This is a genomic window from Arhodomonas sp. AD133 (genome assembly GCF_051195215.1).
Taxonomy (GTDB): Bacteria; Pseudomonadota; Gammaproteobacteria; order Nitrococcales; family Nitrococcaceae; genus Arhodomonas.
In genome coordinates, this window is the sequence record NZ_JBNAZM010000004.1 from 117,351 (window position 1) to 129,552 (window position 12,202).

Here is a 12,202-nt window from a genome sequence, read left to right on the forward strand (position 1 = left end):
CCCGGCCGTGATTATCCATGCAACACCGGCGGGATGACAGTCCCGCCCGGATGCAGACAGGGGAGCCACAGGGATGTTGGCACTACTGATCGGGTTGTTGGTACCGCTGTCCGTGCATGCGGCAACGGCAGTGTGGCTGCTGCCGGCGAGCGCGGCGCTGACGTTACTGGCGCCTTGCCGCCACCCTGGAGCCCGGGCGCTTGCCGCCTATGGTCTGGGGATCATCGTTTGCGGGGTGATGGTCGCCCACGCCATGGAGAGGCGTCTGCCGGATACGCGTTCCGGCGAGACGTTCATGCTCACGGCCCGGGTGATCTCGTTGCCCCGGGTCGGCCCATCGCGCCAGCGCTTCGTCGTCGTGCCACAGCAGATCGACCCGTCGCTGCCCCGATTGCCACGGCGTATCCGCCTGTCGTGGTATGGCGACAGTGCCACGGTGCGTGCCGGCGAGACATGGCGATTCGAGGCGCGCCTGCGAAGACCCCGGGGCTTCATGAACCCGGTGCGTTTCGACTACGAACGCTGGCTCGCCAGTGAGCACGTGGATGCGACGGGGTACGTGCGCACCGGCGAGCGCCTGGCGCCGGCGAATGGACTGGCGGGCTGGCGCGGCGGTATCGCCGAGCATCTCGCCGCCCGCGCCGGCCGTGGCGATGGAGCGGCGGTGGCAAGGGCACTGCTGGTCGGTGACCGGCGCGGCTTCTCGGATGCCTTGTGGCGGGATCTGCGTCGCGTGGGCATCACTCATCTCGTGGCTATCTCGGGATTGCATATCGGTTTGGTGGCCGGGCTCTCGGGTTGGGCCGGCGGACTTGGGTGGCGGTGCCTACCCGCAGCGGTAGCGCGCGTGCCGACGCTGGTCGCCGGTAGTCTGATCGGCGTGATCGCCGGGGCTGTCTACGCCGCACTGGCTGGCTTTTCACTACCCACGCTGCGGGCCCTGGTGATGGCAGTCGTAGTGGCGGTGGCGCTGGCGACGCGCCGGCGTCCGGGGCGCACGCGCGGACTCGTGCTCGCTGGCCTGTCGGTGCTCGCGCTGGACCCCTGGGCGTGTCTGGCTCCCGGATTCTGGCTTTCGTTCGCGGCGGTGACCGTTATCGTGTTTGGCTGGCGCGGCGGCGCCTCGCGACTCGCCAATACCGTGCGGGTGCAGTGGCTCATAGGCGTGCTGCTCGCTCCGGTGCTGCTGGTGTGGTTCGGTGGCTTCTCCTGGCTCGGAGTTCCCGTGAACCTGATCGCGGTACCGCTGGCCACGGTAGTGGTGCCGGGCGTGTTCCTGGCGGCCGTCACGGATGCGCTCTGGCCTGTGACCGACGCACTGGCGCGGGCTTCCGGCGCGCTGGATCATGCGCTTGCCGGCGTGTCCTGGCTCGCCGGAAATGCCGGGCTCGTGATGCCGGGGCCACGTCCGGCCTGGGTGTGGCCGGTTGTCGGCGTCGCGGCCGTCTTGTGCGTGCTGCCGCGTGGTTTTCCCGGACGCTGGCTGGCGTTGCCGCTGTGTGCGCTCGGGTTGCTGGCGCCGGCACCGCGGCCGGCAGCGTTGGAGATCACGTTCCTCGAGGTCGGACAAGGGGCGGCAACGGTGGTGCGTGCCGGCGACCGCGTCATGGTCTACGACACTGGCCCATCGTGGGGCGGCGGTGGCAGCGCCGCGCAGTTCACCCTGATTCCGTTCCTGCGCGAACATGGCATTGCGCGTGTGGATCGCCTGGTGGTCAGTCACGGCGACCGTGACCATGCCGGCGGCCTCGCCGCGCTTCAGCGGGCGTTGCCCGTGGCCGAACTGACCAGTGGTGAACCTGGCGAGACAGGCGGTCGGCCGTGCCGTGCCGGTGAGCGCTGGCGTTGGGGCGAGGTGACATTTCGTGTGCTCGCACCGGTGCATTCGGGACGGTCGGGCAACGCTGCCTCGTGCGTGCTCATGATCCGTGCCGGGCGGTTCCGCGTGTTGCTGACCGGCGATCTCCCCGCCGCCGGGGAAAAGCGGTTGCTCGCGCGGCTCGAGCATCCGGTGGACGTGCTCCAGGTGGCTCATCATGGCAGCGACAGTTCCACCACGCCGGAATTCCTGCGCGTTGCGCGGCCCGATGTGGCGGTCATATCGGCTGGCCACGACAATGCCTATGGACTGCCGTCGCCGGTGGTGGTCCGGCGCCTGCGCTGTGCCGATGCCCGGGTCGTTTCCCTGGCGCAGTGGGGGGCGCTGACTGTGCAATGGCGCACAGACCGGGACATTTCCATGGAGCAGGTGCGCCGCGCCCGGCTGCGCTTGTACCACGACCGTCTGAGCGGAGTTCAGGCCGCCGGGCAAAATCGGTATGATTCCCGGCGTTCGCGAACTGGACGATACAAGGAAGGCGATTTCACGTGTGGGAGCTCATTAAAGCCGGTGGCTGGCTAATGCTGCCGATCATCGTGTGTTCCGTGCTCGCGCTGGCGATCGTCATCGAGCGCTCGTGGGCACTGCAGCGCCGCCGCGTGGTGCCGAAGCATCTGCTGGCGGAGGTATGGAACAAGATCAAGGGTAATGCGCTGGACGGTGCTCAGTTGCGTAGCCTGCGCCAGGGCTCGCCCCTGGGCCGGGTGCTGGCGGCCGGGCTGGTGCACGTGCGCCGCAGCCGCGAGGTGATGATGGAGAGCATCGAGGATGCCGGGCGCCACGAGGCGCACGCTCTCGAGCGCTATCTCAACACCCTCGGCACCATAGCCGCCATCAGTCCGCTGCTGGGCCTGCTGGGCACCGTTGTCGGCATGATCGACGTCTTCGGGACCATCTCGAGTCAGGGAGTGGGGAACGCACCGGCACTGGCCGGCGGTATCTCGCAGGCGCTGATTACCACGGCCGCGGGGCTTGTGGTGGCGATCCCGTCTCTGATGGCGTATCGCTATCTGCGCGGCCGGGTCGATGAGCTGGTCGTGGAGATGGAGCAGCAGGCGCTCAAGCTGGTCGAGGCGATTCACGGTCAGACGGCGAGCGCCGGGAGTGAAGCGGCGTGAATCTGAGTCCGCGGCGGCGCGAGGAGCCGGAAGTCAATCTGACCCCCCTGATCGACGTGGTGTTTCTCATGCTCATCTTCTTCATGGTGAGCACCACCTTCGTCAGTCAGGCGCGGCTGAACGTCACCCTGCCGGAGTCCGAGCAGGCGAGCAGCAGCGACGACGATGACGGCCTGGCTCTGACCATCAATGCCCAGGGACGGATGTTCCTCGACGGTGACGCACTGGTGAACAGTAAGCTCGAGACCGTGCGGCGCGCCCTGGATCAGGCCGTCGGCGAACGCGATCCGAAGGCCGTTCGCCTGGTGATTCAAGCCGACGCCGACGCCCGTCACCAGGCTGTGATCACTGTGCTCGACGCTGCCGGCCAGCTCGGGTTGAGCCGTGTGGGAATGGCGGCCTCGGCGACTGGCGAGCAATGAGTGCCGACTCGCGCGAGGGTGGTCAGACAGCTTCCGGCCGCGAGATCTATCGGCGGCTGCTCGGCTACACGCGACCACATTGGCCGCTCGCCGTGGTCGCGATGGTGGCGATGGTCATCAGCGGCGGCATGGAAACGGTATTCGCCTGGCTGATGAAGCCCATGCTCGATGACGGCTTCGTCGAGCGTGATCCGCAAGTCATGCGCCTGATCCCGTTCGCCCTGATGGGGATATTCCTGATCCGGGGGCTGGCGAGTTTCGGTGCCGGCTTCGGCATGATGTGGATCAGCCGCCGCGTCATCCACGAGCTGCGCCGGGAGGTTTTCGAGCGTCTGCTGGCGCTGCCCAAGCACTACTTCGACAATGCGTCGGCGGCGCGACTGCTCTCGCGGCTGACCTACAACGTCGAACAGGTGGCGAAGGCGGGGAGCGATGCGGTGGTGACGCTCGTGCGCGACAGTGCCACCTCGATCGCGCTGCTGGGATACATGTTCTTCGTCAGCTGGCGACTCGCCTTGATCTTTCTCGGTCTGGGGCCGGTGCTCGCGCTGGTCGTGGTCTATATCAGCAAGCGCTTCCGCCGTATCAGCCGCCGTATTCAGCGCAGCGTCGGTACCGTGGCTTACGTGGCCGAAGAGGCCATCGAGGGGCACGAGGTCGTCAAGGTCTTCGGCGCCCAGGAGCATGCACGCGCGCGTTTTGACGAGGCGAACACGCGCAATATGCGGCAGTACATGAAGTTCGCGGCGACGAAGGCCCTGAGTACCCCCGTGGTTCAGTTCGTATCGGCCGCGGCGCTGTCGCTGGTGATCTATCTCGCTACCCTCAAGGACGTGGTCTCCACCATTACAGTGGGCGGGTTCGTGTCGTTCATCACGGCGATGTTGCTGCTGATGCAGCCGTTGAAGCGCCTGACCAACGTCAACGCTGTCATCCAGCGGGGCATCGCTGCCGGCGAGAGCATTTTCGAGATCATCGACGAGACGCCCGAGTGGGATGGGGGGGTACGGCGGCTGGAACGCGCCCAGGGTACCGTGTCCTACGAGGGGGTGAGCTTCGACTACGGTGCCGGCCGAACCGTGCTCACGAACATCGATTTGTCCGTGCGGGCCGGGGAGACCGTCGCCGTGGTGGGGCGATCGGGCAGCGGCAAGACCACGCTGGTGAATCTGCTGCCCCGATTCTATGACCCGAGTGCCGGCCGGATCCTGCTCGACGGTCACCCGCTCACCGAGTACCGCCTCGCGGATCTGCGCCACCAGATCGCGCTGGTAGGCCAGCAGGTGGTGTTGTTCAACGATACCGTCGCGGCGAACATTGCCTACGGCCGTGCCGAGGGCTGTGACCGGGAGGAAGTCATCCGCGCGGCGGAGCTGTCCAATGCCCGGGCGTTCATCGAAGGTCTGCCCCAGGGCTTCGACACCATGGTCGGGGAGAACGGCGTGATGCTCTCCGGCGGACAGCGTCAGCGCATAGCGATCGCCCGAGCCCTGCTGAAGGATGCGCCTATCCTGATTCTGGACGAGGCGACCTCGGCGCTGGACACCGAGTCGGAGTCGCAGATCCAGCATGCCCTGGATTCGCTCATGCGCGGGCGCACGACCTTCGTGATCGCGCACCGGCTGTCGACGGTGGAGGGCGCGGACCGCATCGTGGTTCTGGACGAGGGCCACATCATCGAGGCCGGAAGCCATGCCGAGCTGCTCGCCGGCGATGGCGCGTACGCCGCACTCTACCGCATGCAGTTTCGCGGGGGGCGTCGCCAGGCGGAGCGGGCATAGTGCCGGTCGCGCGCCCGCCGCGGTTCTGGTTCGAGCCGTCGCCGGTGGCGGCGGCCCTGGTGCCGCTGGCGTGGCTGTTCCGTGGTATCACCCGCTTGCGACGTGCCTACTGGCGGAGCCGATCGGTCGCTTGTGGTGCGCCCGTGATCGTGGTCGGCAACCTTGTCGTCGGCGGTGCCGGCAAAACGCCCCTGGTCATCCATCTGGCCCAGCGCGCTACCGAGCGGGGCTGGTCTCCAGGTATCGTGCTGCGCGGCTATGGTGGCCGTGCCACGCACTGGCCACAGTGGGTGACGGCGGACAGCGACCCGCGGATGGTGGGGGATGAAGCGGTGTTGATCGCGCGGCGTACCGGGGAGGCGGTGGCGGCGGGGTCCGACCGGGTCGCCGCAGCGCGGCTGCTCGTGGCCGCGGGCTGCGATCTGGTGATCAGCGATGACGGGTTGCAACACTACCGCTTGCGGCGTGACCGGGAGATCGTCGTGGTCGATGGTGACCATGGTCTGGGCAATCGCCGGTGTCTGCCGGCAGGGCCATTGCGTGAACCCCCGCAGCGCCTCGCGTCGGTGGACCTGATCATCGCCCGGGGGCATGCATGGCCGCAGGCGAGGGGTGTCTACGAGCTCGCCACCGCCGGCTTCGCCGCTGTTGGGGGCGCCAGGACCTCGCCAGCACCCGAACGCGGGCAACGTGTGCATGCTGTGGCCGGCATCGGCGATCCGGAGCGTTTTTTCGCGACACTGCGGACGCTGGGCCTCGAGCCGGTGCCGCATGCGTTCGCCGATCATCATGTTTTCTCCCCGGCGGATCTCGCATTCGAGGAACCCCTGCCGGTAGTGATGACGGAAAAGGACGCGGTAAAGTGCGCAGCCTTTGCACCACCGGGCTGCTGGTATCTGCCAGTGAGCGCCCGCCCGGATGCCCGGGCGGGCGTCGCGCTCGATGAGCTTCTCGACAGCCTGGTGGGATACGGGAGCTGACATGACGGGTTTCATTGTGGTCATTCCGGCGCGCTATGCGTCCACGCGCCTGCCGGGTAAGCCCCTGATCGACCTGGCGGGGCGTCCCATGATCGAGCATGTGATCGCTCGCGGACTCGATAGTGGTGCCGAGCGGGTGATCGTGGCAACCGACGACGAGCGCGTCGAGGCTGCTTGCGTCGGCGCGGAGGTCATGCGCACGCGTGACGATCACCCGACGGGCACCGATCGTCTGGCCGAGGTGGTGACGCGACTGGGGGTGCCGGACGATTGCGTCGTGGTCAATCTGCAGGGAGACGAGCCGCTGATGCCGCCGGCGCTTCTACGTCAGGTGGCGGCGTCGCTGGAGGCCCATGAAGATGCGGCTATGGCGACGCTTGCCGTGCCGCTGGCGGCCGATGCGGTGGCCAATCCGAACCTGGTCAAGGTCGTCACCGACCGCCACGGCTACGCACTGTATTTCAGCCGCGCGCCCATTCCGTACGATCGCGACGGCTCCGCGCAGGCATGCGTATACCGCCTGCACGTGGGTGTCTATGCGTATCGTGCGGAATTCCTGCGCCGCTACCCCGGGCTGCCCGCGTGCGGCCTGGAGGCCGCCGAGCAGCTGGAACAGCTGCGCGCGCTGTGGCACGGCTACCGCATCCATGTAGCGGAAGCACCGGCGCTGCCCGGGCACGGGGTGGATACTGCCGACGATGTGATCCTGGTGGAAGCAGCGCTCAAAGCAGACCGAGGCGGGTGAGCAGGGGTGTCACCCGGCCGGGCGCTTCGAATACCGGAATCGTCCAGAGGCCAGGCGCGCGTCGTGCGGACTGCCCGAACTGATCCCGCTGGGGCCCGGCCACATGGGGTTCGCCGAGCACGAGGGCGGGGCCTTCGGCAATGACGTCCACGACTCGCAGGGTGCGCCCCTGGTAGGTTACCTCGCGGCCGATCAGCGCTTCGAGGTCTTGCAGGCTCGGGTCCAAAGCCGCTGCTCCGTTCAAGACTCTAGCTGGAGATATCGATGATACGCGTTTTATTCGTTTGCACCGGCAACATCTGTCGCTCACCGACGGCGGAAGGGGTATTCCGACGGCTCGTCGAGGCAGCCGGCTTGGCAGCGGAAATCGATGTGGACTCGGCCGGAACCCACGGGTTTCACGTCGGCCGCGCGCCGGACGCACGGGCCCGGGAGGCGGCTGCGCGGCGCGGTGTGGATATCAGCGATCTGCGCGCCCGCCAGGTGGACGCTTACGATTTCGAGGGCTTCGATTACATCCTTACGATGGATGAGGGCAATCTCGGGATCCTGCTGGCCGACGCGCCGCCGTCCGCGCACAAGCGCATTCACCCCTTCCTGGATTTCGCGCCTCATCGCACGGAGTCGGAGGTGCCGGACCCGTACTACGGCGGTCGGGACGGCTTCGACCACGTTCTGGGTCTGGTCGAGGACGCGGCAGAAGGGCTGCTGGCGGAAATCCGTCGCGAGCACCATCTATAAGAACGCTGTCCGCGACGGCTGACCCACGAAAGCGACGTCAAGCGCGATCGGATTCGGCAACAGGACGGGCCGCCCGCGGGCGGCCCGTCAGCATGCCGGGATAATCCCGGCTGACAAGGGTGGTTGCCGCTATTGCGAGCGCTGGTTTTGCGGGGTTTCGCCGGAAGCGGTTTCGGGCTGCTCCCCGACTGCTTGATCGTCGCCGCTCGTCCGCGCCGCCGATTCACCGGTGCCGGGCTCTTCCTTCCCGTCCACGCTGTCCTCGACCTGCTCGGCGGCCGCTGCGGCGCCCAGGGCGTTATCAGCATCCGAATGGCCCACCGGCTTGCGTTCCACCTCTGAATCGGTCGGCGTCTCCGGGGGTACCGTTTCCTGCTTGCCCCCGGCGGCGCTGTCCGACGTTTCGTTGGTTGTTGTATCCGTCGTCGCCGGCTCGTCCGCCACGGTGGGCGCCGCAGGGGATGGAGCAGCCGGCGGATGCGGTTGTTCCTGCGGGCTAGGTGTTTCCTGGCTGGAGGTCCCGGCAGTCACGGGTTCCTTCGCCGTGGTGTCGGCGTCGGCACTTGCCGCCTGCGTTGCAGGAATGCGCGGGCGCCCGGGCCAGCGGCGTGGATCGTCCGCTTTGCGGCTCTTGCGGGTGTCGCCCTTGCTCCTGTCGGCGTCGGTGCCTTGTGCGCTCGCGTTTTTGGGTTTCTTGGGCGCGCGCGCCTGCTCGGGCTTGTCCTTACTGGCCGTATCCCCGCTCTCGGTCTGCGAGGTGGTCGCCGCCGTGGGGCGGTCCGTCTCGCCCGCGTCGCCGGATTTGGCCGCGACCTCGTCATCATGGTCCGGTTTCGTGTCCGCTTTGCTGGCGGCCTCGCCGGACTGCTCCTTTGCGGAGCCGGAATCGGCTTCCGTGCCTTGGCCGTTGCGATTGCTGCGGCGACGGCGACGGCCCCCACGCCGCCCACGCCGGCTGCGTCCTGAGCTGCTGGTTCCGTTGCGCTGACCGTTCGCGCTTTCCGCCTGCTTGCCTGTTTCCTTGGCCTCGGCGGTAGTGTCGCGTTCGCCGCTTGCCGCCGTATCGGTCTTCTCGGCCTCGGTGCTGCGGGGGGTGGAAGCCGGAGTCGCCTGCTTCTTGGGCTTGTCCTGCTTCTCCTGCTTCCGGGGCTTGCCGGAATCCCGGTCACCGGCGGTGCGATCACCGCTGCGAGCGGTCTTGCCGGCTTGCTGGCCGTTGCGGCCGCGGGACTGGCCGCCGCGCGCGCCGGCCTGTTGCTTGTCGCGGTCGCTATCGGCTTCCGTTCGTGCGGTGGCCTGGCGTTTTGGCGAGGGCGCTTCGGCGCGGGGCGTCTCTTCCTGGTCGCCGACGACGATCTTGCGCAGCCAGCCGAAGAATCCACCGAGGGCACGTGGCGGTTCCTCGCGCACGCCGGTAGCCGCCTCGGCGGCGGGTTTGGGTGCCGTCGGCTTGGGTGCGGGCGCGGCAGGGCGCACTGCACGCACCGCCGGTTGCTCGTTGCGCGGACGTTCGGCAGCCAGCTTCTGCTCCATCGGCGTGGGCGCTTCGTCCTCGCTGGTGAGGCGGTAGCTCACGTCGTCCGCCGACTGGTCGTCGCTGCGGATGCGCTGGACCTCGTAGTGCGGCGTCTCCAGGTGATTATTGGGAATGAGAACGACGGCAACACCGTTGCGCTGCTCGATCTCGGCAATCGCGCCGCGTTTCTCGTTGAGCAGGAAGGTCGCCACGTCCACCGGCAGCTGCGCCAGCACCTTGCCGGTCTTCTCCTTCATGGCCTCTTCCTCGACGAGCCGGAGAATCGCCAGCGCCAGCGACTCCACGCTTCGGATGGTGCCCTGACCACCGCAGCGCGCGCAGATTTCCTGGCTGGACTCGCCCAGGGACGAACGCAGGCGCTGGCGGGACATTTCCAACAGCCCGAAGCGCGAGATGCGGCTTACCTGGACGCGGGCGCGATCCTGCTTCACGGCCTCGCGAAGGCGGTTCTCCACCTCGCGTTGGTTGCGGTTCGGGCCCATGTCGATGAAGTCGATGACGATGAGCCCGCCCAGGTCGCGCAAGCGCAGCTGCCGGGCGATTTCGTCGGCGGCTTCCAGGTTCGTGTTCAGGGCGGTCTCCTCGATGTCCGCGCCCTTGGTGGCGCGGGAGGAGTTGATATCGATGGAGATCAGCGCCTCGGTATGATCGATGGCGATGGCGCCGCCGCTCGGCAGCCGCACCTCACGCTGGAACGCCGACTCGATCTGACTCTCGATCTGGTAGCGCGTGAAAAGCGGAACCTCATCGTCGTAGCGCTTGAGCTTTTGCAGGTTGTGCGGCATTACCTGTTCCATGAACTGCCGCGCCTGGCTATAGATCTCGGCGTCGTCGATGAGGACCTCGCCGATGTCGGAACGCAGGTAGTCCCGCAACGCCCGGATGATGACGTTGCTCTCCTGGTAGATCAGAAAAGGGGCGGGGCGTTCGGCGGCCGCTTTCTGGATCGCAGCCCAGAGGTTGAGCAGGTAGTTCAGGTCCCACTGGAGCTCCTCGACGCTGCGTCCGACGCCGGCGGTGCGCACGATCAGCCCCATGCCTTCCGGTACGTCGAGCTCGCGCAGCGCCTCGCGAATCTCGGTACGGTCCGAGCCTTCGATACGGCGCGATACGCCGCCGGCACGGGGGTTGTTGGGCATGAGAACCAGGTAGCGCCCGGCCAGGCTGACGAAGGTGGTAAGCGCGGCCCCCTTGTTGCCGCGCTCTTCCTTCTCGACCTGGACGACGACCTCCTGGCCTTCCTTGATGACGTCCTGAATGCTGGCCTTGCCGGGATCGGCGTCGCCGCCCTGAAAGTAACCGCGCGCGATCTCCTTGAATGGCAGAAAGCCGTGGCGTTCCGCTCCGTACTGGACGAAAGCCGCTTCCAGGCTTGGCTCGACGCGGGTGACCTTACCCTTGTAAACGTTTGCCTTCTTGCGCTCTCGCGCGGGGGTTTCGATGTCCAGGTCGTAGAGTGACTGACCATCGACCAGCGCCACGCGCAGCTCTTCCGGCTGCGTGGCATTGATGAGCATGCGTTTCATCGTAAGCGATTCTCCGGCGCTCGACCCGACCGACCCCGTCGTCGTGCTCGTAGCACCGCACACGCGCCGCCGGCGCCGCGAAGCTGACGCGGCTAGCAGGGGGCTGCGAGACCCCGTCGGCCAATAAGGAGCCGAGCAGGGTGGTAATGAGGTGTGACACGATCAATCCTGGCATATGCAGATACGACGGGGCGCCAGGGGGCGCATTAGCCATTCGCGAACTGCGCGAACGGGTGACCCAAGATTAAAGGAGACCTGCATGAACGGCCGCCCGTCGGAAGCCAACGGGCGTGCCTGCAATCTTTGCCTTTATGCGGCTACCGGCCGGAGGCGCGTCGCCTCGACGTGCGGCCATGTAACACGCCCGCAACTATATCAACGTTAGCTGTTTGCTTCCAAGCGAACCGGCCACTGGTATCATGCGGAATCGCCCGCGTTTGGCGGAGCCCGAAAGCCGCTTCAGAGAGGTCTATGGCAGCGCATGTCCGCCACGTCGAGGTCGACGCCGAGTTTGCCGGCCAGCGTCTCGACAATTACCTGAGCCGGGAACTGCGCGGTGTGCCGCGCACGCTGATCTATCGGCTTCTGCGTCGCGGTGAGGTCCGCGTCAACGGCGGTCGTGTCAAGCCGGCGTACCGCCTGCAGGCCGGTGACGATCTGCGTCTGCCGCCGGTGCGGGAAGGGCGGGGGGCGACCTCCGAGCCGTCGGCGCAGGTCCTCGAGCGGCTGGAACAGGCGGTGTTGTACGAGGACGACGACCTGATCGTCCTCAACAAGCCCTCCGGGCTCGCCGTGCATGGCGGCAGCGGTCTCGGTTACGGCATCGTCGAGGCAATGCGGCGGCTCCGCCCGCAGTGCCGGTTCCTCGATCTCGCCCACCGGCTCGACCGTGACACCAGCGGCTGCCTGGTAGTCGCCAAGCGGCGCTCGATGCTCAAGGTGGTGCACGCGGCGCTGCGTGCCGGTGAGGTCGACAAGCGTTACCATGCCCTGCTCGCCGGGACGCTGGAGCGCCGTACGGAAGCGGTGGAGGCGAGGCTGGAGCGACAGAAGGGGCGCGGGGGCGAGTCCGTGATGCGCGTGAGCGCTGCGGGCAAGCCGGCGCGCACGGTATTTCACCGTGAACGTGTGCTCCGGGACTGGACACTGGTGGAGGCGGAGCTCCACACCGGACGCATGCATCAGATCCGCGCCCATGCTGCCCATATCGGCCACCCGATCGCCGGTGACCGCCGCTACGGCGACAAGGCACGCAATCGCGAGGTGCGTCAGGCGGGGTTGAAACGTCTGTTCCTGCACGCCAGTTCGTTGACGCTACCCCACGGACCGCTGACCGTACGGGCGCCGCTGCCTGGGGATCTGCAGGCCGTTCTCGGGCGGTTCGAGATGCAGCAAGGTTCCAACTAGTACCCCGGAACACGAATTCGCGTTCCGGGACACTACGAAGATAATTGGGGTTACACACCGGCCCCG

At 67.2% G+C, this 12,202-nt stretch carries 10 protein-coding genes; 8 read left to right on the forward strand and 2 right to left on the reverse strand.

Going from position 1 to position 12,202, the window contains the following annotated elements; translation table 11 throughout:
• Window positions 1–73: 73 nt before the first annotated feature.
• The 6 genes from ACPEES_RS04115 to kdsB are packed head-to-tail and all read left to right on the forward strand — an operon-like array spanning window position 74 to window position 6,925.
• Window positions 74–2,401 (forward strand): ComEC/Rec2 family competence protein, encoded by a 2,328-nt coding sequence (locus tag ACPEES_RS04115; RefSeq protein WP_435101319.1) that lies wholly within the window; start codon window positions 74–76, stop codon window positions 2,399–2,401.
• On the forward strand, window positions 2,368–2,997 hold the full coding sequence (locus ACPEES_RS04120) for a MotA/TolQ/ExbB proton channel family protein (protein WP_435101321.1): 630 nt from the start codon (window positions 2,368–2,370) through the stop codon (window positions 2,995–2,997). The genes ACPEES_RS04115 and ACPEES_RS04120 overlap by 34 nt, the downstream gene beginning before the upstream one ends.
• Window positions 2,994–3,419 (forward strand): ExbD/TolR family protein, encoded by a 426-nt coding sequence (locus ACPEES_RS04125; protein ID WP_435101323.1) that lies wholly within the window; start codon window positions 2,994–2,996, stop codon window positions 3,417–3,419. The genes ACPEES_RS04120 and ACPEES_RS04125 overlap by 4 nt, the downstream gene beginning before the upstream one ends.
• Window positions 3,416–5,200 carry a lipid A export permease/ATP-binding protein MsbA gene (gene msbA, locus ACPEES_RS04130; RefSeq protein ID WP_435101325.1) on the forward strand — a complete coding sequence of 595 codons (1,785 nt, stop codon included), beginning with the start codon at window positions 3,416–3,418 and terminating at the stop codon, window positions 5,198–5,200. The genes ACPEES_RS04125 and msbA overlap by 4 nt, the downstream gene beginning before the upstream one ends.
• Window positions 5,200–6,180 (forward strand): tetraacyldisaccharide 4'-kinase, encoded by a 981-nt coding sequence (gene lpxK, locus ACPEES_RS04135; protein WP_435101327.1) that lies wholly within the window; start codon window positions 5,200–5,202, stop codon window positions 6,178–6,180. Before msbA ends, lpxK begins: the two co-directional genes overlap by 1 nt.
• A 1-nt stretch (window position 6,181) precedes the next feature.
• Window positions 6,182–6,925 (forward strand): 3-deoxy-manno-octulosonate cytidylyltransferase, encoded by a 744-nt coding sequence (kdsB, locus tag ACPEES_RS04140; RefSeq protein ID WP_435101329.1) that lies wholly within the window; start codon window positions 6,182–6,184, stop codon window positions 6,923–6,925.
• On the opposite strand, the gene ACPEES_RS04145 is transcribed toward kdsB, so the two are convergent.
• On the reverse strand, window positions 6,903–7,151 hold the full coding sequence (locus ACPEES_RS04145) for a hypothetical protein (protein ID WP_435101331.1): 249 nt from the start codon (window positions 7,149–7,151) through the stop codon (window positions 6,903–6,905). The genes kdsB and ACPEES_RS04145 overlap by 23 nt on opposite strands.
• Before the next feature lie 32 nt (window positions 7,152–7,183).
• Between ACPEES_RS04145 and ACPEES_RS04150 the strand changes: the two genes are divergently transcribed.
• Entirely contained in the window at window positions 7,184–7,666 is a 483-nt protein-coding gene (locus tag ACPEES_RS04150; RefSeq protein WP_435101436.1) for a low molecular weight protein-tyrosine-phosphatase, read from the forward strand.
• Between the two features lie 129 nt (window positions 7,667–7,795).
• Here ACPEES_RS04150 and rne read toward each other — a convergent pair whose 3' ends face one another.
• On the reverse strand, window positions 7,796–10,729 hold the full coding sequence (gene rne / locus ACPEES_RS04155; RefSeq protein ID WP_435101333.1) for a ribonuclease E: 2,934 nt from the start codon (window positions 10,727–10,729) through the stop codon (window positions 7,796–7,798).
• 471 nt (window positions 10,730–11,200) lie between these two features.
• On the opposite strand from rne, the gene ACPEES_RS04160 reads away from it, so the two are divergent.
• A complete protein-coding gene (locus tag ACPEES_RS04160) occupies window positions 11,201–12,136 on the forward strand; it encodes an RluA family pseudouridine synthase (protein ID WP_435101335.1) in 936 nt (311 codons plus the stop codon).
• Window positions 12,137–12,202: the final 66 nt, after the last annotated feature.